General features: G+C 71.0%; 16 protein-coding genes. 8 read left to right on the forward strand and 8 right to left on the reverse strand.

Annotated elements, in window-relative coordinates:
* Nucleotides 1-9 precede the first annotated feature (9 nt).
* Complete coding sequence (locus tag ACFY2Z_RS09675; protein WP_390743624.1) at nucleotides 10-2,844, reverse strand: D-alanyl-D-alanine carboxypeptidase family protein; 2,835 nt, start codon at nucleotides 2,842-2,844, stop codon at nucleotides 10-12.
* Nucleotides 2,845-3,072: 228 nt separating this feature from the next.
* Here ACFY2Z_RS09675 and ACFY2Z_RS09680 point away from each other — a divergent pair, with 228 nt between their 5' ends.
* From ACFY2Z_RS09680 to ACFY2Z_RS09690, 3 genes are all read left to right on the forward strand, one after another.
* The gene (locus ACFY2Z_RS09680; protein WP_390743625.1) at nucleotides 3,073-3,825 is read left to right on the forward strand and encodes a GPP34 family phosphoprotein; all 753 of its coding nucleotides are present in this window, start codon (nucleotides 3,073-3,075) and stop codon (nucleotides 3,823-3,825) included.
* A 275-nt stretch (nucleotides 3,826-4,100) separates the two neighbouring features.
* Nucleotides 4,101-4,964, forward strand: coding sequence for a helix-turn-helix domain-containing protein (locus tag ACFY2Z_RS09685; RefSeq protein ID WP_390743626.1), 864 nt, complete (start codon nucleotides 4,101-4,103; stop codon nucleotides 4,962-4,964).
* 254 nt (nucleotides 4,965-5,218) lie between these two features.
* On the forward strand, nucleotides 5,219-5,407 hold the full coding sequence (locus ACFY2Z_RS09690) for a DUF397 domain-containing protein (RefSeq protein ID WP_388976901.1): 189 nt from the start codon (nucleotides 5,219-5,221) through the stop codon (nucleotides 5,405-5,407).
* A 119-nt stretch (nucleotides 5,408-5,526) separates the two neighbouring features.
* Here the strand turns inward: ACFY2Z_RS09690 and ACFY2Z_RS09695 are convergent, their stop codons facing one another.
* Entirely contained in the window at nucleotides 5,527-6,366 is an 840-nt protein-coding gene (locus ACFY2Z_RS09695; protein WP_390743627.1) for a hypothetical protein, read from the reverse strand.
* An 85-nt stretch (nucleotides 6,367-6,451) separates the two neighbouring features.
* Here ACFY2Z_RS09695 and ACFY2Z_RS09700 point away from each other — a divergent pair, with 85 nt between their 5' ends.
* Both ACFY2Z_RS09700 and ACFY2Z_RS09705 read left to right on the forward strand, forming a co-directional pair.
* A complete protein-coding gene (locus ACFY2Z_RS09700; RefSeq protein ID WP_390743628.1) occupies nucleotides 6,452-7,237 on the forward strand; it encodes an SDR family oxidoreductase in 786 nt (261 codons plus the stop codon).
* Nucleotides 7,238-7,651: 414 nt separating this feature from the next.
* A complete protein-coding gene (locus tag ACFY2Z_RS09705) occupies nucleotides 7,652-9,232 on the forward strand; it encodes a sodium:solute symporter family protein (RefSeq protein ID WP_390743629.1) in 1,581 nt (526 codons plus the stop codon).
* A gap of 41 nt (nucleotides 9,233-9,273) precedes the next feature.
* On the opposite strand, the gene ACFY2Z_RS09710 is transcribed toward ACFY2Z_RS09705, so the two are convergent.
* On the reverse strand, nucleotides 9,274-10,389 hold the full coding sequence (locus tag ACFY2Z_RS09710) for an ADP-ribosylglycohydrolase family protein (RefSeq protein ID WP_390743630.1): 1,116 nt from the start codon (nucleotides 10,387-10,389) through the stop codon (nucleotides 9,274-9,276).
* Between the two features lie 159 nt (nucleotides 10,390-10,548).
* On the opposite strand from ACFY2Z_RS09710, the gene ACFY2Z_RS09715 reads away from it, so the two are divergent.
* A complete protein-coding gene (locus tag ACFY2Z_RS09715) occupies nucleotides 10,549-11,058 on the forward strand; it encodes a DUF2165 domain-containing protein (protein WP_390743631.1) in 510 nt (169 codons plus the stop codon).
* Between the two features lie 118 nt (nucleotides 11,059-11,176).
* Here ACFY2Z_RS09715 and ACFY2Z_RS09720 read toward each other — a convergent pair whose 3' ends face one another.
* The gene (locus tag ACFY2Z_RS09720; RefSeq protein ID WP_390743632.1) at nucleotides 11,177-13,762 is read right to left on the reverse strand and encodes a bifunctional FO biosynthesis protein CofGH; all 2,586 of its coding nucleotides are present in this window, start codon (nucleotides 13,760-13,762) and stop codon (nucleotides 11,177-11,179) included.
* A 220-nt stretch (nucleotides 13,763-13,982) separates the two neighbouring features.
* Between ACFY2Z_RS09720 and ACFY2Z_RS09725 the strand changes: the two genes are divergently transcribed.
* Both ACFY2Z_RS09725 and ACFY2Z_RS09730 read left to right on the forward strand, forming a co-directional pair.
* Nucleotides 13,983-15,503 carry a CehA/McbA family metallohydrolase gene (locus tag ACFY2Z_RS09725; protein WP_390743633.1) on the forward strand — a complete coding sequence of 507 codons (1,521 nt, stop codon included), beginning with the start codon at nucleotides 13,983-13,985 and terminating at the stop codon, nucleotides 15,501-15,503.
* A gap of 142 nt (nucleotides 15,504-15,645) precedes the next feature.
* Nucleotides 15,646-16,041, forward strand: a complete 396-nt coding sequence (locus ACFY2Z_RS09730) for a nitroreductase family deazaflavin-dependent oxidoreductase (protein WP_390743634.1) — start codon at nucleotides 15,646-15,648, stop codon at nucleotides 16,039-16,041.
* Nucleotides 16,042-16,062: 21 nt separating this feature from the next.
* On the opposite strand, the gene ACFY2Z_RS09735 is transcribed toward ACFY2Z_RS09730, so the two are convergent.
* From ACFY2Z_RS09735 to ACFY2Z_RS09750, 4 genes are all read right to left on the reverse strand, one after another.
* A complete protein-coding gene (locus ACFY2Z_RS09735) occupies nucleotides 16,063-17,514 on the reverse strand; it encodes an aldehyde dehydrogenase family protein (protein ID WP_390743635.1) in 1,452 nt (483 codons plus the stop codon).
* On the reverse strand, nucleotides 17,511-19,241 hold the full coding sequence (locus ACFY2Z_RS09740) for an amidohydrolase family protein (protein ID WP_390743636.1): 1,731 nt from the start codon (nucleotides 19,239-19,241) through the stop codon (nucleotides 17,511-17,513). The genes ACFY2Z_RS09735 and ACFY2Z_RS09740 overlap by 4 nt, the downstream gene beginning before the upstream one ends.
* A 13-nt stretch (nucleotides 19,242-19,254) precedes the next feature.
* Nucleotides 19,255-20,373 carry an LLM class flavin-dependent oxidoreductase gene (locus ACFY2Z_RS09745; RefSeq protein WP_390743637.1) on the reverse strand — a complete coding sequence of 373 codons (1,119 nt, stop codon included), beginning with the start codon at nucleotides 20,371-20,373 and terminating at the stop codon, nucleotides 19,255-19,257.
* Nucleotides 20,374-20,507: 134 nt separating this feature from the next.
* Nucleotides 20,508-21,284, reverse strand: coding sequence for an SDR family NAD(P)-dependent oxidoreductase (locus ACFY2Z_RS09750; protein ID WP_390743638.1), 777 nt, complete (start codon nucleotides 21,282-21,284; stop codon nucleotides 20,508-20,510).
* Nucleotides 21,285-21,288: the final 4 nt, after the last annotated feature.

Below are 21,288 nucleotides of genomic sequence, written 5' to 3' on the forward strand. Positions count from 1 at the left end.
AAGGGCGGATCAGCCCAGTCGGGTGAACCTCGCGCCGTATCCCGGCTCGCCGAGGTCCTTCTGCAGGGCGACCGGAATCATCACGGCGTGGCTGGAGCCGTCGCCGACGGTCAGCCTGCCGACGACCGTGCCGGCCTTCGCCTCGTGCGGGACCGCCTTGCCGTCGCCACCGATGGAGAGCTTCGTCCGCAGGCCCGGCCAGCCGACCGCCGTCATGTTCCGGGTGGCGACCAGCGGCGTCCGGCCGCCCATCTGGTCGTCCACGTACCCGACGACCTCACCCTTCTTCACCACGGTGGCGGAGGTCAGGCCGTGCTGGATCTTGTCGATCAGCTTCTGGCTGTTGGTGATCGCCAGCTGGAGGCTGTCCCAGACGCGGCCCGTGTGCGCGTCCTGGTTGAGGACCGCACCGTAGATCGTCTGCGTCCTGCCGTCGACGACCTTCGTGGCCGCCCACACCAGGTTGCCGCCGGCCGGGGTCGACGAGCCCGTCTTCAGGCCGATCACGCCGACCTGCTTCACCAGCAGGTCGTTGTTGTTGTAGATCGTCCCGGTAGGTGCGGGGAGGTCCGCCTTGGCCATGCCGACGATGCTGCGGAACACCGGGTTCTGCATGACCGTCTTCGCCAGCTTCAGCTGGTCGACGGCGGTGCTCACCGTCGACTTCTCCAGGCCGCTCGGATCGGTGTACGTGGTGTTCGTCATGCCGAGCTGCTTGGCGGCGGCGTTCATCTTGCCGACGAAGGTCTTGCTGTCCGAGTCCCAGCGGGCCAGCAGCCGCGCCGCGTTGTTCCCGGACGGGATCATCAGCATCTGGAGCATCTGCCGCTCGGTGAACACCTGGCCCTTCTTCATGGACGCCGTCGACTCGTCCCCGATCTTGGACTCGTCCTCGGCCTGCTGGTCCGCCGTGATCTTCGGGCCGTCGTCGTTCCCCTTGAGCGGGTGCTCCTGAAGGGTGACGTACGCCGTCATGATCTTGGTGACGCTCGCGATCGGCTGCGGGGCCTGCTTGCCCTCGACACCGACCATGCCGACGCCCTCGACCTCGATCGCCGACTGCCCCTGCCCCGGCCAGGGCAGGGCGAGATTGCCGCCGCCGAACGTGTAGGTCTCGTCGGCGGACAGCCCGAGGGTCGGGTCCGGCAGCGGACGCACCGCCTGCACGATCGCAAAGATGATCACGAGCAGTACGGCGAGCGGGGTCCAGATCTTGATCCGCCGCAGCGCGGTGCGCACCGGGGTCTCCGGCGGCGGCGGCGTGTTCGTCAGCTCGGCGAGCAGGTCCAGCGGAGGCTTCGGCGGCAGCGGCTGCTGCGCGGTGCGCTCGGGACCGACCCGGGGCAGCGCGGCGGTGGCGTCGGCGGGCGCGGACCGCACCGGCTTGGGCTGCGCGGTCTTCGGCTGCGTGGACCTGGGCTCGTCGAGCGGCTTCAGCGCTATGAACGTACTGGTGCGCTCGGAGTCGCCCTCGGGCTTGGAGTCGGAGTCGGCCTCGGGCTTGGGCTCGGCGGACGTCGACGCGGAGGACTTGGCCGCCCAGGAGGGGGCGGACTTCTCGTCCTTACCGGACTTCTCGGACGAGTCCGATGTCTTGGACGCCTCGGACGCCTTGGCCGCCTTGGCGCCACCGCCGAGCTTGAGCATGGTCGTCGGCTGGTCGACGGCGGGCTTGTCCGTGGACTCGTCGGAGCTGTCGGACTTACCAGACTTCTCAGACTTCTCGGACGGCTTGGTGCTGCCGCCGAGCTTGAGCATGGTCGTCGGCTGATCGACGGCGGGCTTGTCCGTGGACTCGTCGGAGCTGTCGGACTTACCAGACTTCTCAGACTTCTCAGACTTCTCGGACGGCTTGGTGCTGCCGCCGAGCTTGAGCATCGTCGTGGGCTGGTCCACGGGGGGCCGGCGCGGGGTCTTGAAGACGGCGGTGGGCTGATCCACGGCCGGCTTGTCCCCGGCGTCGTCCGCGCCGTTCTCCGAGCCCTCGGCGTCCGCATCGGCGCCGGCGGACGCCGCGGCCTCCGCAACGTCGTCCGATGGCTCGTCAGCCGCCACCTCCTCCTCGGAGGTTGCCGCGCTCGCGGGCGCGCCCTCGGAGGCGTCGGCGGCCCCCTTCGGCTCCTCCTCCGAGACGTCCTCGCCCTTCACCTTCGAGACGCCCTCGGGCTCTTCCTCGACCTCGCCCTCGGACCCCTCGCCCGACGAGCCGGCCGCCTCCCCGGCACCCGCGTCCCCCGCGTCATCGGACTCGGCGCCGCCGGACTCGGCGCCACCCGACCCCGAATCGCCGGACTCGGCCTCATCGGGCGCCGAACCCCCGGCCTCCTCGCCGCCGGAACGGTCCCGCTCCGTTGTCGACTCGGCCGCGGCACCCCCGGCCCCGGACTCCGCCTCCGAAGCGGCCTCAGCGTCAGCCTCAGCCCCCGACGCGCCCTCGCCCTCAGCCTCGCCCTCAGCCTCGCCCTCAGTCTCGCCCTCGGCCCCGGCCTCCGTCTCGACCTCGTCCGCGCTCCGCACCCAGGACGCCAGCGAAGCCTCCTGCCGCGCACCGCCCTTGGCGTCCTTGCCGCCCTTGGTGTCCTCGCCGCCCTTGGCGTCCTCGGCGGCCGTGGAGGACCCCTCGGTCCCCGGAGCGGCCTCGTCCGCCGCCGCGCCGGAGGAGTCCCGCAACTCGCGCGTGGACAAGACCGTCGTCGCCTGATCGACCCTCGCCGTCTTGCCGGCCATCGCCAGCCGGGGGTCGCGGTCGCCCGCGGCCGGCCCCGGAACCGGATCCCCGCTCCCCGACGTCGTTTCCGTCGACGACTCGTGCTGCCTCGACCTGTCGGGGGACTCGCCCGCCACCGATGCCTCCTCCTTGCGCCACGCACCCGCTCGCGCGCCTTGCCGAACCGTGAACCGCCACCCGGACATCACTGCCCGAACCATGTACCAGTGTCCTGTGTGAGGACTTGACCCCTGGGCTAGACGAGAACGACATACCTATCGGTTCCACTACATTCCGGTCACGCACCCTCGACAGACCAATGTGAGAGGGGTCACCCTGTCATTCATCCACGCGGGGAGGCATGGATGGGCAGGAGCCGCAGAACAATTCCGGAGGAGCTTCTGCTGCTGGCACTGGACCCGACCACGGGTACCACTGCACAGCCGCAGTCGCTCGACCTCGGTCTGGCCGGAGCACAGCTAGTGGAGCTGGCGCTGGCCGGACGGATAGCCCCAGACGGGGATCGTATCGCCGTGGTGGTACCACGGCCGACTGGAGATCCAACTCTGGACTGTGCGTTGGAGTTGCTGCGCAGGCGCGGCGCTCCGGTACGGGCCGTCCACTGGATCGGCGGGCCACGTCTCGGACTGCGCCAGATCTATCTGTCACATCTGGAGCGGTGCGGCATGGTCCATGCCGTGCCGGGCCAGATGTGCGGGGTGCTGCCGACGACGCGCTACCAGGCGACGGACACGGCCATCAGCCGGGAGATCAGGGCCCGGCTGGACACAGCGATCCGCACCGGCGTTCCGCCGGACCCGCGGACCGCTGCGCTTGCCGCGCTGGCCCATGCGGTCGGTCTCGGCAAGCACCTGTATCCGGGCAACGAGGGACGCTCGTCCCGCTCCCGGCTGCGGGATCTGATCAGGCACGACCCCATGGGCGGCCTCGTGGCGCACGCCGTGATGGACGTCCAGAACGGCGCGGCCGCACAGCCACGCCGTGCCCCGGCCCCGGCCGGCCGCCAGGCCGCCGCGGGCAGGACAGCACCGGAACCCGCCCGCGGTGTTCCGATGCAGCCGCGTCGCGGATCCATGGCGCGCGTCGTGGCCCACTGAGCCGTCGGCCCGCGCGGGGCGAGGGGACCGTACGTCCGTCGGGACGGCACGGTCTCCTCGCCCCGCGCGGCCGTGTGTCGACGCCGGCCCGGGCCGGCGTCGGCACACATATACGGCCACTACAACCGACTCACGGCCGAGGAAGGCCCAAAGAGGGCCCAAGTCGCGCGTACGCAGCGCATATCCGCTGTTTCCCAGCGGTAGTAAGCACCTTGGTGGCAATCTGCTCAGCAGCAGATACGCAAAGTAGAGGCAGTAGCCGGAGGTGCACGTCCGTGGCGTCGAATGTCAATCCCACCGTCCGGCGGCGCCGACTGGGTCAGGAGCTTCGCAAGCTCCGTGAACTCAAGGGCATGACCGCCGAAGAGGTCGCCGAGCGCCTGCTCGTCTCCCAGTCGAAGATCAGCCGACTGGAGAACGGCCGCCGCAGCATCAGCCAGCGCGACGTACGCGACCTCTGCGGCGTGTACGAGGTGGAGGACCAGCGCGTCGTCGACTCGCTGATGGAGATGGCGCGCGATTCGCGGCAGCAAGGCTGGTGGCACGCGTTCGGGGACATCCCCTACAGCGTCTACATCGGCCTGGAGACGGACGCGGAGTCGCTGCGGGTCTACGAGCCCCAGGTCATCACCGGTCTGTTGCAGACCCGCTCCTACGCCGAGGCGCTCATCCAGGGCGCGCTGCCGGAGACGTCGGCCACGGACATCGAGAAGCGGGTACAGGTGCGGATGCGACGCCAGGACCGCATCGCCGCCGAGAACAACCCGCTGCGTCTGTGGGTCGTGCTGGACGAGGCCTCGCTGCGCCGGGTCGTCGGCAACAACCATGTGATGCGGGAGCAGTTGGAGCACCTCGGCGAGCTGTCCCACCTTCCGCATGTGACCGTTCAGGTGCTGCCGTTCGAGGCCGGCGCGCATCCCGGCCTGAACGGGCAGTACGCGATCCTGGAGTTCTCCGACGCGGCCGACTCCAGCGTCGTGTACCTGGAGGGCGTCACCAGTGACCTGTATCTGGAAAAGGCCAACGACGTGCAGAAGTACGCCGTGATGTACGAGCATCTGCGGGCGCAGGCGCTCAGTGTGGAAAAGTCCCGCCAGTTCATCGCGGATGTGGCCAAGAGGTACGCGGATTCCACGTGAGAGCCCGTCCCGGGCCTCCGTACGAGCGGGCGGCGGACTTTACACCAGTGAAACCTTCAAGCGGAAGGCCCCACTGGAATATGCCATCCGGTCGAGTGAATGGCCGCTCCGGGCAGAGATGTTGCCGAGTAGCTTCGATCACGCCATCAGCCAAACAAGTTGGCGTGATTCGGGTCGCGCGCACCGACAGAGCACGCGACCCGATGACAGCACCACTGCAACTCAGCAACTCAGCAACTCGCTACGGAGTGAACATGGCCGTTCTTCAGGGGGCCACGGAAACGTGGACCAAGTCGTCGTATTCGACGGGCAACGGCGCCTGCGTCGAGGTCAAATCTCCCATCGTGGCGGCGCTCGCCGTGCGCGACTCCAAGGTTCCCGAGGGGCCCGTCCTGGCTTTCCCGGCCGACGCCTGGAACGCCTTCGTGACGTCGATCAAGTAGCACCGACCGCCACAATTCCATAGCAGGCAGCAGCGACAGAGCCCTCTCGACTGGCCCGCCGTCCCGGCCGAGGGGGCACGTCCGTCTCGTGGGGTGAGTGAGCCGGGACGCCGCAGGCCTCAGCGGAGGTCGCTCACATACCGATCCGTCCCCGGCAGCGTGGGAAGAAACGGCGCCACCAGTTCCACCCTCCCCAGGCCCGTTTCCGTCACCGCGGTGCCCAGGGTCGTGAAGTGTGGCTCCCAGCACCGCCTCGGATCCGTCTCCAGGAACCACAGCAGGGTGAGGCGGGTGTCCACCCCCTCCACCTGTTTCACATACGTCATCCGGTCGCCGGGCAGCGGGGTCGGGCGGAAGACCGTGACCATGGCGGCGGGGGAGCCCGTGAGGCGGTTGGGGAGATGGCGGGCACGGAGCCACTTGAGCAGTTCGGCCCGCTGCTCCGGCCCTTCCGCGTCGACGACCTCCAGGACCAGGCCCGCGTACGGGTGGTCCAGCGCGTGCACGTCCCGGGGGCCCGCCGCGCCGTCCCGGTACACCGTGGTCTCGTGGTCCTGGAAGGCCGTGAAGACATGGGTGCGGTCCCGGTAGACGCGGGCGTCGCGGTTGAGGCGCTTGTTGATGGCGACCGTCCAGCGCATGTGGTCGTCGTAGCGGCCGTCCGTGATCCAGTACGTGGAGAGATAGCAGCCCGCCGTGACCGGCTGCGCCACCGCCGACTTCGCCGGGTAGCGCAGGAGTTGCAGATCCCGGGTGGCGACCCAGCGGCGGCCCGCGAACATCCACGGCATGGCCATGGCGCCGGCGTAGTAGTGGTCGTCCTCGTACCAGCGGTTGTACGCGTACTCGTGCCCCGGGTGCGGTTCCACCATGGTGATCAGGGCATGGCCCGGGCGGACGCCGTAGGGCCCCACGGCGGCCAGTTCCGCGTACACCGCGCTGCGCGTGTCCTCACCCATCGCCGTTCCCCTTTCCCTTCCCTCCTCCGCCGGAGCCACCTACTCTGACGGTCCGTCAGGAAATCCGCCATATCCGGGAGGACCGATGTCACTGCTCCGGAGCAAGACGGTCGTGGTGTCGGGGGTCGGCGCCGGGCTCGGTCACCAGGTCGCGGCGGCCGTGGTGCGGGACGGCGGCAACGCGGTGCTCGGCGCCCGTACGGAGGAGAACCTCGCCAAGTCCGCCGCGACCCTCGATCCGGAGGGCACGCACACGGCCTACCGGGCGACGGACATCACCGACGAGGCGCAGTGCGAGGCGCTCGCGGCGCTGGCGCTGGAACGGTTCGGGGGGATCGACGCGGTGGTCCATGTCGCCGCGTGGGACAGCCACTTCGGCGGCCTCCAGGACGCGGATTTCGCCACCTGGCACGCGGTCATCGACGTGAACCTGATGGGCACCCTGCGGATGACACGGGCCTGCCTGCCGGGGCTCAAGGAGGGCGGCGGCTCGGTGGTCCTCATCGGCACCCAGTCCTCGGTGGCCGCGCCGTCCCAGGTGCGGCAGGCGGCCTACGCGGCGTCGAAGGGGGCGCTCACCAGCGCCATGTACTCGCTCGCCCGAGAGCTCGGCCCCTCGCGGATCCGGGTCAACACCGTGCTGCCCGGCTGGATGTGGGGCCCGCCCGTCCAGGCCTACGTCCGGTTCACCGCCCACACCGAGGGCGTACCGGAGGGGGAGGTGATCCGGCGCCTGACGGACCGGATGGCGCTGCCGGAGCCGGCCACCGATGGCGACGTGGCGGACGCGGTCGTCTTCCTGGCCTCCGACCGGGCACGGGCGATCACGGGTCAGTCCCTGCTCGTGAACGCAGGCGAACTGATGCGCTGACGACCCCCGACCCGTCACATCGGCAGTTCCTCGCCTCGGCGTGACGCCGTCGAATGCCTCGCGCCTCCCTTCCGGGCCGTACGGGACCCGCATCCCGTGCGCCCTGTCCGTCGCGCCTGATCCATCCGATCCACCCGGTCCATCGGGTGTCTGTCGACTGACGAAGTGCCCGCTCATGGTGTGGTCCGCGTCACGCGCGCGACAACCGGCGAACAGGTCAAGAGAACGTAAAATCGTTCGACTTACTGACTTCCGTTCATATCCGTGACCGAGAAAAGTCTTGACCATCCGTCTGACCGGCGGTTCAATCCCCGAAGTCCCCGCTCCCGCACGGGGGCGCCGCCCGTGTGTGCGTACTGGCGAAGTGCCGTCCGGTAAGTGCAGGTTCACAAGGCGGACCCCTGGAGGGGGCACATGAACGGTCTCGACTGGGCCGTCCTGATCGCGTACTTCGGCGTGATGACCGCGATCGGTGTCTGGTCCCACAAACGCGTCGACAACGTCAGCGACTTCTTCACCGCGGGCGGCAGGATGCCCTGGTGGCTGTCGGGCATCTCGCACCACATGTCGGGCTACAGCGCGGTGATGTTCACGGGCTACGCCGGCATCGCCTACACCTACGGCGTCACGTCCTACGTCACCTGGGCGCTGCCCATCGCCATCGGCGTGCTGATCGGCGCGAAGCTGTTCGCGCCACGGCTGAACCGGCTGCGTTCACGGCTGCACGTGGCCTCGCCGCTGGAGTATCTGAAGGACCGCTACAACGTGTCCACCCAGCAGGCCCTGGCCTGGTCCGGGATCCTGCTGAAGATCGTCGACGTGGGCGCGAAATGGGCGGCGATCGCGACCCTGCTCAGCGTCTTCACCGGGGTCACCCTCACCCAGGGCATCCTCATCACCGGTGGCATCACGGCCGTGTACTGCACGATCGGCGGCCTGTGGGCGGACGCGCTGACCGAACTGGGTCAGTTCATCATCCAGTTGCTCGCGGGCCTTGCCATGCTGATCATCGCGCTGCACAAGATCTCCGGCCAGGGCGGTCTGTCCAAGGCGCTGGACTCGCCGAAGCTGGCCGGTCACGAGCACGGTTTCGCGGGCCCGTACATGACGGTCTTCTTCATCGCGTATCTGTTCATCAAGCTCTTCGAGTACAACGGCGGCATGTGGAACCAGGCCCAGCGCTACATGGCCACGGGCAGCCCCCGGCAGGCGACGCGGTCCGCCCTGCTGTCGGCGGGCCTGTGGTTCGTCTGGCCGGTCATCCTCTTCATCCCGATGTGGCTGTCCCCGCTCCTGGTCACGGCGAAGAAGCCGGACGGCACGGACGCGTACGGCCTGATGTCCGAACAGCTGCTGCCGCACGGGCTGCTGGGTCTGGTGGTCGTCGGCTTCTTCTCGCACACGATGGCCATGTGCTCCTCCGACGCGAACGCGATCGCGGCCGTGTTCACCCGCGACGTGGTGCCGGTGTTCTCGAGGGCGGCCCGGACGTGGAACGCCCGGGCCGGTCTGATCGCGGGCCGGGTCACCACGGTCGCCTTCCTCGGCCTGTCGATGGCGGTGGCGACCCAGGTCAACTCCCCCACCTTCAAGGACATCATCACGGTGGTCATCAAGTGGGTGGCCGGCCTGATGGGTCCGATCGCGATCCCGTTCATCCTCGGTCTGCTGCGCCCGTTCCGCCGCTCGGGCCCGACGGCGGCGCTCGTCAGCTGGGGGGCCGGTCTGCTGGCGTTCTTCTTCGTCAACTACCACCTGGACTTCTCCCAGCGCTCGGACGTGAAGCTGGAGTACCAGGTGGCGCTGCCCATGGTGATCTCGCTGGTGCTGTACATCGTGATCGGCCTGATCAAGCCGGAGGACACCCCGGAGCGGGACGCGGTCATCGAGACGCTGAACACGGACGACGACGGCACGGCGGTCACCGTCCCGGCCCCGGGCACGCCCGGTACGACGGACCCGACCGGCACCACGACGAGCCCTTCGGGCGTGTAGCCGAGGCCCCGGGCCGCACCCGGAGCCCTCGGGTACGGCCTCTACGCCCGCGGATACCGCACGAGCCACCCCGGGGACGATCCGCCCGGCCCGTGCAGCGCGGGACTCTGCGTCATCTCCATGGCGAAGTCGTCCGCCAGCACCAGCATCGTGGGACGGCCCTCCAGTTCGGCCAGCCAGGCCGGCGGGAGGGCCGTCTCGCCGTGCAGCGCCCCGAGCAGTCCGCCCGTCAGCGCCCCCGTGGCCGCCGAGGGCCCGCCGTGGTTCACCGCGAGGCACAACGCGTGCCGTACGTCCTCCCCCACGAGCGCGCAGTACACGGCGACCGCGAGCGCCCCGTCCGCCGTACCGGCGCCGGCCAGCTCCTCGATCCGGGCGGGCGTGGGCATGCCCTGCCGCACGGCGCCCAGGGCGCGCTGCAGTGCGTCCCCGACCGGCTGGTGTCCCGGCCGCGGGGCCAGCAGCGCGAGTGCGCGCTGTACGGCCGAGTCCAGGATCTCCCCGCGGGCCAGCGCGTGCACGATCACGGCGTACGCGCCCGCGGCGAAGTACGCGGTCGGATGCCCGTGGGTCTGTGCCGCACACTCGATCGCCAGTTGCAGCACCAGCTGCGGCTCCCAGCCGACGAGCAGCCCGAAGGGCGCGGAGCGGGCCGCCGCGTCGGGGCCCGGCTCGCCGGGGTTCTTGGGCGCGTCCAGCGTGCCCATGGTGCCGTCGCCGAGTCCGAGCAGACAGGCCCGGGACGGGGAGCGGCGGGCGTACAGCCACTCCTCGCGGGCCAGCCAGCCGTCCTCCGTGCGGCGCTCGTCGGGCCCCCAGTCGTGCTGGGTGACCGCCCAGCGCAGGTACGCCCGGTGCAGATCGGTCGGCGGATGCCAGGCGCCCGTGTCCCGGCGGACCTGGGCGCGGACGAGCCCGTCGAAGGAGAACAGGGTGAGCTGGGTGTGCCGGCTGATCGCGCCGCGCCCGCCGGGTCCGGAGGTGAGGTCGGCGAGCCCCTCGGGCCCGTGCGCCTCCCGGATCTGCTCCAGGGACAGCCCGTCGACCGGAGCGCCCAGCGCGTCGCCGACGGCCGCGCCGAGCAGCGTGCCGCGCACACGGCTGCGGAAGTCCTGCTGCTCGGTGCGACCCCAGACGGCACCGGATGTCGCACCCACCCCAGGCCTCCTCTTGGCACCGCCCGTACGTCCGACGCGCAGCACTGTAATCGAACGGAGACGATCGGTCGGGAGCGCCTGGCCGTCATGCACACCACACTTCGGTGTGCGCCCGAAAATGATCTAGGAGCGGCCGGAAGCCCTCTCCATAGTGGGACCATGGCCGAAACCAGAACCTCCCGTCCCCTGCCCGCACTTCGTGTCGCCGCCACCTCCCTCGTCGGCACCGTCGCCCTCTACATCGCACTCGTCGCGTTCGGGAACATCACCGACTTCGGGACCAACCAGCAGTTCGTCCGCCATGTTCTAGCCATGGACACCACGTTCAAGGACGACGATCTGATGTGGCACGCGATCACCTCGCACGCCCTGCAGGACTCCGCCTACGTCGCGATCATCGTCTGGGAGACGGCGGCGGCGCTGCTCCTGATCGCCGCGACCTGGCTGTGGGCCCGGCGCCACCCGAGCGCCCGTCGGCTGTCCACCGTCGGCCTGTCGATGCTTCTGCTGCTGTTCGGCGCGGGCTTCATCGCGATAGGCGGGGAGTGGTTCGCGATGTGGCAGTCCAAGACATGGAACGGTCTGGACGCGGCCACCCGCATCATCGTCCTGACCGGGGTGGTCCTCCTGGTGACCAACCTGCCGGGAGCAGCCGCTGAGGACAGCTGACCCCGCCGGGACCCGCACCGACGAAACCACGGATCCCCGCCGGCCCGGACCCCACCGTACGCCTCCCCCGTCGGCTGCCCGACAGGAGCACGGTGAGGTGACCGGGCCGGCCTCGCCCTCAGTCCAGCACCGGCAGCAGTTCCGGCAGATGCCCGTCCGACGCCGCCGCCGCGCGCCGGCGCTCCTCCGGGACCTCGCCGTAGAGCGTCGTACGGGGCTTCGCCGGGCGGCCCGCCGCCTCGGCCACCGCGACCAGCTCCCTGACCGACTTGTACGAGCCGTACGAGGAGCCCGCCATGCGGGAGATGGTCTCCTCCATCAGCGTGCCGCCCAGGTCGTTGGCGCCGGAGCGGAGCATCTCCGCCGCGCCCTCCGCCCCCAGTTTCACCCAGCTGGTCTGGATGTTGGGGATATGGGGATGGAGCAGCAGCCTCGCCATCGCCGTCACCGCGCGGTTGTCCCGCAGGGTCGGGCCGGGGCGCGCGATGCCCGCCAGATAGACGGGGGCGTTGGTGTGGATGAAGGGGAGGGTGACGAACTCCGTGAAGCCGCCCGTCTGCTGCTGGATGCGGGAGAGGGTGCGGAAGTGGCCGAGCCAGTGGCGGGGCTGGTCCACATGGCCGTACATCATCGTCGAGGAGGACCGGATGCCCAGCTCATGGGCGGTCGAGACGACCTCGATCCAGGTCGCCGTCGGCAGCTTGCCCTTGGTGAGCACCCAGCGGACCTCGTCGTCCAGGATCTCCGCCGCCGTGCCGGGGATCGTGTCGAGGCCCGCCTCCTTCGCCGCCGTCAGCCACTCGCGGATCGACAGTCCGGTGCGGGTGGCGCCGTTCACCACCTCCATCGGGGAGAAGGCGTGCACATGCATGCCGGGGACCCGGGACTTCACCGCCTTGACGATGTCGAAGTACGCCGTTCCGGGCAGGTCGGGATGGATGCCTCCCTGCATGCACACCTCCACCGCGCCCACCTCCCACGCCTGCTGGGCCCGGTCGGCGACCTGCTCCAGTGACAGCGTGTAGGCGTCGGCGTCCGTGCGGCGCTGGGCGAACGCGCAGAAGCGGCACCCGGTGTAGCAGACGTTGGTGAAGTTGATGTTCCGGGTGACGATGTAGGTGACGTCGTCACCCACTGCCGACGTGCGTACGTCGTCCGCGATCCGGCACAGCGCGTCGAGGGCGGGACCGTCCGCGTGCAGCAGGGCCAGCGCCTCGGCGTCCGTCAGCCGCGTGGGGTCGTCGGCCGCCGTGCGCAGGGCCGCCCGTACGTCCGCGTCGATGCGCTCGGGCGCCATGCCCGGCGCGGCCGCCTCCCGCAGCGCCTCCCAGTCGCCGTAGACCTCGTCGAAGTCGTCCCGGCGGTCGCCCGTACGGCCGTCGGTGTCGATCGTGCGGTGCAGATCGGTGCGCCCGGCGGAGGTGAACACCTCCTCCGGTTCCTGCCACGGATGCCCCTCGACCACCGCGTCCGCCCGGGCCAGTCCCGTCTCGGGGTCGGCGAGGGCGTCCACGTGCGGCCGCAGCCGCGGGTCCAGCCAGGGTTCCCCGCGCCGCACGAACTCCGGGTAGACACAGAGGCGTTCACGCAGCTCGAAGCCGGCCGCCGCGGAACGCTCCCGCAGCTGCTCGATCTGCGGCCACGGCCGCTCCGGGTTCACATGGTCGATGGTCAGCGGGGACACCCCGCCCCAGTCGTCGATGCCGGCGCCGATGAGCCGCTCGTACTCGCCGTCCACCAGGTTCGGCGGCGCCTGCAGGCAGGCACTCGGGCCCATGATGTGCCGGGCCACCGCCACCGTGGCGACCAGTTCGTCGAGTTCCGCGTCCGGCATTCCGCGCATCGCCGTGTCCGGCTTGGCGCGGAAGTTCTGGATGATCAGCTCCTGCACGCCGTGGTACGCCCGCGCCACCTTCCGCAGCGCGAACAGCGACTCGGCGCGCTCCTCGTAGGTCTCGCCGATCCCGATCAGGAGCCCGGAGGTGAAGGGCACCGAGGAGCGGCCCGCGTCCTGAAGGACCCGAAGCCGCACCGCGGGTTCCTTGTCCGGGGAGCCGTAGTGGGGTCCGCCCGGCTCGGACCACAGCCGCCGGGCCGTCGTCTCCAGCATCATCCCCATCGACGGCGCCACCGGCTTCAGCCGCTGGAAGTCCGTCCACGACATGACGCCCGGGTTGAGGTGGGGCAGCAGGCCCGTCTCCTCCAGGATCCGGATCGAGATGGCCCGTACATAGGCGATCGTGTCGTCGTAGCCGTGCGCGTCCAGCCACTCGCGGGCCTCGGGCCAGCGGTCCTCCGGCTTGTCGCCCAGGGTGATCAGGGCCTCCTTGCAGCCCAGGGCCGCGCCCTTGCGGGCGATGTCGAGGACCTCGTCCGGAGACATGAACATCCCGTGCCCGGCCCGGCGCAGCCTGCCGGGGACCGTGACGAAGGTGCAGTAGTGGCACTTGTCCCGGCACAGTCGGGTCAGCGGGACGAAGACGCTCTTCGAGTAGGTGATGACACCCGGCCGGCCCGCGGCCGCGAGGCCCGCGTCCCGCACCCGGGCGGCGGACGCGGCGAGGTCGTCCAGGTCGGCGCCGCGTGCCTGGAGCAGCACCGCGGCCTCGGTGACGTCGAGTGCGACACCCTCTCGGGCACGTTTGAGGGCGCGACGCAGGGAGTTCTCGGTGGGGCCGGTTCCGGAGGTCGCGGAAGTCGTCATCCTCCGAGCATACGTTTGCCGTGATCAGCCCAGCGGGGCGGACGGGCAACGGTAGGGCGGCCGGACACCACGGGTGTCAGCGCTCGCACGGGCACCGGATGTTCCGCCGACACGCGGCGGGCGATCGGCTTCCTGTGCGCCGGAGTTCACGGCCGAAGGAGACAGTGTCAGGTGCGACCCCTGCCCACCCCCTGTCATCCGACACGTTGGGAGCAGCTGCATGTGCGAGGACGACCACGGCATCGGCAGACGCGCACTGTTCGTGACGAGCGCGGCCGTCGCCCTTACGTTGGGAACCGTGAGCTTCTCCGACGGTCCCGCGGCCGAGGCGGCCGACAACCAGGAGACGAGGACGGTGCGCGGCACCCTGCCGCCCGGCTCCCCCGACTTCGTCTACCTCCCCGTCGACGTCCCCGCGGGCGTCCGGGAGATCAAGGTCGCCTACACCTACGAAAAGCCGTCCGTCCCGGCCGGCACCCAGGGCAACGCCCTCGACATCGGCCTCTTCGACGAGCGCGGCACCGAGCTGGGCGGCACGGGCTTCCGCGGCTGGTCCGGCGGCGCGCGCTCCGAGTTCTTCGTCCGCGCGGACGACGCGACCCCCGGCTATCTGCCCGGCCCGGTGCACCCCGGCACCTGGCACATCGCGCTAGGCCCCTACACGGTGGCCCCGCAGGGTCTGGCCTACGAGATCACCATCACCCTCACCTACGGCGAGCAGGGCGTCACCCCGACGCCGGTGTACCCGCCGTCCCGGGCCAAGGGGCGGGGCCGCGCCTGGTACCGCGGCGACTGCCATATGCACTCCTGGTACTCCGACGGCCGCCGCACGCCCGCCGAGATCGCGGCGCTGGCCCGGGCGGCGGGCCTGGACTTCATCAACACCTCCGAACACAACACGAACTCCTCGCACGCCCACTGGGCCGACCAGGCGGGCGACGACCTGCTGATCATGCTGGGCGAGGAGGTGACGACCCGGAACGGCCATGTGCTCGCGCTGGGCACCGACCCGGGCACCTTCGTCGACTGGCGCTACCGGGCGCGTGACAACCGCTGGGCCCGGTTCGCCCGGGAGATCCACCGGGCGGGCGGACTGGTCGTGCCCGCCCATCCGCACGCCACCTGTGTCGGCTGCGGCTGGAAGTTCGGCTTCGCCGAGGCGGACGCGGTGGAGGTGTGGAACGGCCCGTTCACCCCGGACGACGAGGCGACGCTGGCGGAGTGGGACAACACGCTGGTGGCGTCGGTCCGGGAGGGACACGGCCACTGGCTCCCGGCGATGGGCAACAGCGACGCGCACCGCGACCCCGACGCGATCGGCACCCCGCAGACGGTGGTCCTCGCGGACGACCTGACCAGGGAGGCCGTCCAGGAGGGGATCCGCGCGGGCCGCTCGTACGTCGCCGAGTCGAAGAACGTCTCGCTGACCTTCGGCGTCTCGGGCGGCCACGGCGAGCACGCGGGGATCGGCGAGCGGCTGCGGGTGGACCGCGACACCCCGGTCACGGTCCGGCTGGCGGCGCAGGGCGCGCCCCGCTGCACGGTCCGCTTCGTCACCGACCAGGGCACGCTGTTCACGAGCGATCCGCTGCCGGTGTCGGGGTCGGGCACGGTGGAGTGGCACACGACCCCGTCGTACGCGGCCTATGTCCGGGCGGAGCTGCGGCACGAGGCGGCGGCGGGTCCGGTGCCGGGGGTCCTGGCCGCGTTCACGAACCCGATCTTCCTGGGCCGGTCGTAGCGCCCTGGGCCACCGGCCGGCCACCGGGGGCGCGGCGGTCCTCCTCTCGGGGCGCGCGGTCTTTTCCGCGCGCCCGGCTGAGCCGTCTGCCAGACTGCGCGGAGGGTCTCGCTCTTCACGTCGTCAGGGGGAACACACGACCATGCCGGGCTTCACCGACCTCAAATACCGCGCGGTCACGGCGCTCCAGCGCCATGTCGTCAATCCGGTACAGCGCCGTATGCCGCTCCAGACGCTCCTGGAGACCACGGGCCGCGTCTCGGGCCTGCCGCGCCGGACACCCCTCGGCGGGCGCCGCATCGGCGACTCCTTCTGGCTGGTGTCCGAGCACGGCGAGAAGTCCCAGTACATCCGCAACATCCAGGCCGATCCCCGGGTGCGGGTCCGCATCGGGGGACGCTGGTACCCGGGCACGGCCCATCCGCTCCCCGACGACGACGCCCGGGCCCGGCTGCGGACGCTGCCCCGCCTCAACAGCACGGCGGTACAGGCGCTCGGCACGCAACTGCTCACGGTCCGGGTGGACCTGGACGCCTGAGGCGGTCCCCGGCCGGTCCGCTCACCCCGGCCACACGATCGCCTGCAGCTCGCTGTACGCGTGCAGGGCGTACGCGCCGACGTCCCGGCCCACCCCGCTCCTCTTGAAGCCGCCGAACGGGGCCTCCATGTTGCGGCCGACGGTGTTGACGCCCACCTGGCCGGCCCGCAGCCGGCGGGCGACCCGGAACGCACGGGCCACGTCCCGGGACCAGACGTAGTCGATGAGGCCGTAGTCGGTGGCGTCGGCCAGGGCGATGCCCTCCTCCTCGTCCTCGAACGGCATCACCACGACCACCGGGCCGAAGATCTCCTCCCGGACCACCCGCATGTCGGGCGTGCAGTCCGAGAGGAGCGTGGGCGCCACATAGAAGCCCCGGTCGTACGGCGGGCGTTCGCCCCCGACGACCAGCCGCGCGCCGTCCTTGCGGCCCGACTCCACATACGCCTCCACGCGGTCCCGGTGCGCCGCCGAGATCACCGGACCCACCACCGTGCCCGGCGCGCGCGGATCCCCGACCGTCAGCCGCCGGGCGTGGGCGGCCAGTTCGGACACCAGCCGGTCGTGGACGCCCCGCTGGGCGATCACCCGGGTGGGTGCCGTGCAGATCTGGCCGCTGTAGAAGGAGAACGTCGTCCCGATCCCGGCCACCGCCGCGTCCAGGTCCGCGTCGTCGAAGACCAGCGCCGCGCCCTTGCCGCCCAGCTCCATCAGCTGCCGCTTCATGGACCGGCCGCACACCTCGGCGATCCGCTGCCCCACGGCCGTGGACCCGGTGAAGCTCACCATGTCCACCTCAGGGCAGTCGACGGCCGCCTCGCCGACCTCCGGCCGTGAACCGCTCACCACGTTCACGACACCCGGCGGCGCGCCCGCCTCCTGGAGGGCCTCGGCCATGCGGTACACGGACAGCGGATCCTGCGGAGCCGGCTTGACCACCACCGTGTTGCCCATGGCCAGGGCGGGCGCGACCTTGCCCGCCGGGTTCGCCCACGGGTTGTTGTACGAGGTGATGCAGGTGACCACGCCGACCGGGCGGCGCTCCGCGACCGCGCCGACGACCGCCGCCGGACCGAACGGGCCCGCCTCGTTGATCTGCGGCGGCAGCGGCTGCTCCACGGGCTCCACGCGCGCGTACCGCCGGAACCGGGCTGCCGCGACACCCACCTGCATCCCGCGCGCGGTACGGGTCGTGGCGCCGCTCTCGGCCTGCGCCAGCTCCGCGTACGGCACGAGGTTGCGCCGTATCACCTCCGCCGCCCGCGCCAGCACCGCCGCCCGCTCCTCCGGCGCCGTCCGCGACCAGGGCCCGAACGCCTCGCGGGCCGCCGCGCAGGCCGCGTGCACCTGGTCCCGCGAGGCCTCCGGAGCCCAGCCGGCGATCCCCTCGGTCGCCGGGTCGACGACCGGGTGGTGCCCGTCCTCGGGTTCGACCCAGGCGCCGCCGATGAACAGCCGCTGCCGCTCGGTCACGTGGTGCTCACCGTCCTGGTGTCCCGTCCGGAGCGCAGCACCCGGCCCGGCACGGCCCCGGTCACCACGTCGTCCCGGATCGCCTCGACGCCGTTGACCCAGACCGCGTTCACCCCGATCGCCCGGGAGTCCAGACGCGGGCTCTCCCCCGGCAGGTCGTGCACCAGGGTGGCGTGACCGGCGTCGACGCGCTCCGGGTCGAACAGGACCAGGTCCGCGTGGAAGCCCGCCCGCACCCGGCCCCGCTCCCGCAGCCCGAACAGCTGCGCGGGATCGTCGGTCAGCATCCTCACGGCCCGCTCCAGCGGCACCAGCCGCCGGCCGCGCAGACAGTCCCCGAGGAACCGGGTGGTGTACGGCGCCCCGCACATCCGGTCCAGATGGGCCCCCGCGTCGGAGCCGCCGAGCAGGACGTCCTGGTGGCGCCAGGTCTCGGCGCGCAGCGCCCAGGAGTCCGGGTCGTTGTCGGTGGGCATGGGCCACAGGACCGTGCGCAGGTCGTCGTCGGCACAGATCTCGACCAGGCAGGTGAAGGTGTCCTGGCCGCGCTCGGCCGCGATGTCCCGCACCACCCGCCCGGTCAGGCCCTCGTTGCGCGGGCTGTAGGTGTCCCCGATGACGTACCGTCCGAAGTCGGCGAGGCGCCGGAAGACGCCCGCCTCCTTGGAGCCGGCCCGCCGCAGCAGCTCGGCCCGGACCTGCGGGTCCCGGAGCCTCGCGATCCGCTCGGGCACCGGAAGGCTCAGCACCGGACCCCAGCCGGGGATCAGGTTGAGGGCGCAGAAGGTGCCGAGCGACATGTTCATCGGGGTGAGGATCGGCATGGTGAGGGCGACCACCCGGCCGCCCGCTTTCCGGGCGCGCTCGCTCGCGAGCAACTGACGCGGCACCCGCTCGGGGACGGCGGCGTCGATCGTGAGCACGTTCCAGTTCAGGGGCCGTCCCGCCGTCGCGCTCATCTCCACCAGCAGGTCGATCTCGGCGTCGCTGAACCGGTCGAGGCAGCCTGCCACGATCGCCTCGATCTGGGTGCCCTCGTGCTCGCCCACGGCCCGGGACAGGGCCAGCAGCTCGGCCGGACGGGCGTGGCGGGAGGCGACGGGGGCGCCGTCGCCGTCGAAGTGCGTGGACGACTGGGTGGTGGACAGGCCCCAGGCCCCCGCGTCCATGGCCTCGTGGAACAGCCGGACCATGGCGTCCAGTTGCTCGGGGGTGGGCTGTCCGCCGACCGCGTCCCGGCCCATCACATGGCGGCGCAGCGCGCAGTGCCCCGCCATGAAGCCCGCATTGACGGCGATCCTGCCTTCGAGGGCGTCGAGGTACTCCCCGAACCCGTGCCAGTTCCAGGGCGCCCCCTCCTCCAGGGCGACCAGGGACATCCCCTCCACCTTGGACATCATCCGGCGGGTGTAGTCGGCGTCGGCGGGCCGCGCGGGGTTGAGCGGGGCGAGGGTGAAGCCGCAGTTGCCGGCGGCGACCGTGGTGACGCCGTGGTTCAGGGAGGGGGTCGCGTACGGGTCCCAGAAGAGCTGGGCGTCGTAGTGGGTGTGCGGGTCGACGAAGCCGGGGGCGAGCACCAGGCCGGTGGCGTCCTCACTGCCCCGGGCCGCCTCGGTGATCCGCCCTACGGCGGCGATACGGCCGTCCCGTATCCCGACGTCGGCGCTGTAGCCGGGCGCGCCGGTCCCGTCCACGACGGTCGCGCCCCTGATGACGTGGTCGAGCATGCGGGGCACCCCCTCAGACGGCCTGACGGAACCGGGTCGTGCGGTGCACCGGGTCCGTGTCGATCTTCGGGATGACGTGCTCGCCGATCAGCCGGATCGTCTGGAGCGTCTCCTCCTTCGGGATCCCGACCGGCAGCCCGAAGCTGAGCTGGTCGGCCCCGGCCTGCTCCCACCGCTTGCACTGGGTGAGGACCTCGTCCGGGTCGCCGCAGATGAGCAGCTCCTCCTCGACGAGGAGTTCGATGAACTCCTCGGTGTACTCGGGCAGCGTCTCCGGCCAGACCGGGAAGCCCTCCGGGCGGGGGAAGGTGTCGTGGTAGCGGAAGACGAGGGAGGGCAGATAGTGCAGCTGCCCGGCCGCCGCGATCCGGACCGCCTCCTCGTGCGTGGGCGCGCACACCGCGGTGGTCGTCACCATCACGTTGTCGTTGACGAAGTCCCCGACGGGCTCGGCGTCCACGACCGCCGTCTTGTACTGCTCCAGCACCCACTCCATGTCGGAGACCTTCTGCACACTGAACCCGAGCACCCCGAGGCCCTTGCGGGCGGCCATGGCGTACGAGGGCGGGGACCCGGCCGCGTACCACATCGCGGGGTGCGACTTCCCGTACGGCTTGGGGAGCACCTTGCGCGGCGGGAGCTGCCAGTGCTTGCCCCGGAAGCCGGCGTACTCGTCCTGGAGCCACATCTTGGGGAACTCGGCGATGGTCTCCTCCCAGATCTCCTTGGTGTGGTTCATGTCGGTGATGCCGGGGAGGAAGCCGAGGATCTCGTGGGAGCCCGCGCCCCGGCCGCTGCCGAACTCGAAGCGGCCCTCGGTGAGGTGGTCGAGCATGGCGACCTTCTCGGCGACCTTCACCGGGTGGTTCACCTGGGCGAGGGGGTTGAAGATCCCGGAGCCGAGGTGGATGCGCTCGGTGGCGTGGGCGAGATAGCCGAGGAAGACGTCGTTGGCGGAGAGGTGCGAGTACTCCTCCAGGAAGTGGTGCTCGGAGGCCCAGGCGTACTTGAAGCCGGACACGTCCGCCTGGATGACGTACTCGGTCTCCTCCATCAGCGCCTTGTGCTCCGCGAGCGGGTCGGTCCCGGCCCGCTTTCCCACGTATCCCTGTACAAAGAGCCCGAATTCCACGGAGTTTCACCGTCCCCACGAGAGTGTGCCGCCGACGGGAGTGCCCCACGCACGGCCCTATCTGACTAACCGTCAGTTTTATCTGCGGCCGACTCTGACACCGGTCGCCGGGAGCGTCAATAGCTGACCAACCGTCAGAGAATGGAGACCCCGGCCAGCCAGCCGCCGTCGATCACGAACGGCTGTCCGGTGATGTACGAGGAGTCGTCCGAGGTCAGGAAGAGGGCGAGCCTCGCCACCTCCTCCGGCCTGCCGATCCGGCCGAGCGGCACGAGCCTGCCGTACACCTCGTCGAGGGCCCGGGACATCTCCCCCGCGTCCGCGTGCGGGTCCAGTTGGGCCGGATTGGCCATCGGGGTGTCGACGGCGCCGGGGCACACGGCGTTGACCCGGATCCCCTCCGGCGCCAGCTCGATCGCGGCGACGCGGGTGAGGCCGAGGACGGCGTGCTTGGTCGCCGTGTAGGTGCCGACGGCCGCCATCCCCGTCAGCGCGGTGTACGAGGCGGTGTTGACGATGGTGCCGCCCCCGGCGGCCGCGATCTCGGGCGCCACCGCCCTGATGCCGAGGAAGCAGCCGACCTGGTTGACCTGGACGACCCGCATGAACTCGTCCAGCGGCGTGTCGACCAGCGCGTTGAAGCGCAGGATCCCGGCGTTGTTGACCAGCCCGTCGACGCGCCCGTAGGCCTCCTTCGCATGCGCCACGGCGGCGGTCCAGTCGTCCTCCCGCCCCACGTCGAGACGGACGTACGACTGTCCCAGCTCCTTGGCGACGGCCTCCCCCTGGTCGTCGAGCACATCCGCGAGGACGACCCGGGCGCCCTCCGCCGCGAACAGCCGCGCCTCCTGCTCGCCCTGCCCGCGCGCCGCCCCGGTCACGATGACGACGCGCCCGTCCAGCTTGCCCATGCGG

The organism is Streptomyces sp. NPDC001222, from assembly GCF_042896945.1.
In the GTDB taxonomy this organism is placed as follows: domain Bacteria; phylum Actinomycetota; class Actinomycetes; order Streptomycetales; family Streptomycetaceae; genus Streptomyces; species Streptomyces gibsoniae.

Bases quoted from the DNA above. Each gene is read 5' to 3' on its own strand.
- ACFY2Z_RS09680 (WP_390743625.1), top strand. From the start codon at position 3,073: ATGGGCAGGAGCCGCAGAACAATTCCGGAGGAGCTTCTGCTGCTGGCA.
- ACFY2Z_RS09690 (WP_388976901.1), top strand. From the start codon at position 5,219: ATGGCCGTTCTTCAGGGGGCCACGGAAACGTGGACCAAGTCGTCGTAT.
- ACFY2Z_RS09695 (WP_390743627.1), bottom strand. From the start codon at position 6,366: ATGGGTGAGGACACGCGCAGCGCGGTGTACGCGGAACTGGCCGCCGTG.
- ACFY2Z_RS09700 (WP_390743628.1), top strand. From the start codon at position 6,452: ATGTCACTGCTCCGGAGCAAGACGGTCGTGGTGTCGGGGGTCGGCGCC.
- ACFY2Z_RS09705 (WP_390743629.1), top strand. From the start codon at position 7,652: ATGAACGGTCTCGACTGGGCCGTCCTGATCGCGTACTTCGGCGTGATG.
- ACFY2Z_RS09715 (WP_390743631.1), top strand. From the start codon at position 10,549: ATGGCCGAAACCAGAACCTCCCGTCCCCTGCCCGCACTTCGTGTCGCC.
- ACFY2Z_RS09720 (WP_390743632.1), bottom strand. From the start codon at position 13,762: ATGACGACTTCCGCGACCTCCGGAACCGGCCCCACCGAGAACTCCCTG.
- ACFY2Z_RS09725 (WP_390743633.1), top strand. From the start codon at position 13,983: ATGTGCGAGGACGACCACGGCATCGGCAGACGCGCACTGTTCGTGACG.
- ACFY2Z_RS09730 (WP_390743634.1), top strand. From the start codon at position 15,646: ATGCCGGGCTTCACCGACCTCAAATACCGCGCGGTCACGGCGCTCCAG.
- ACFY2Z_RS09740 (WP_390743636.1), bottom strand. From the start codon at position 19,241: ATGCTCGACCACGTCATCAGGGGCGCGACCGTCGTGGACGGGACCGGC.
- ACFY2Z_RS09750 (WP_390743638.1), bottom strand. From the start codon at position 21,284: ATGGGCAAGCTGGACGGGCGCGTCGTCATCGTGACCGGGGCGGCGCGC.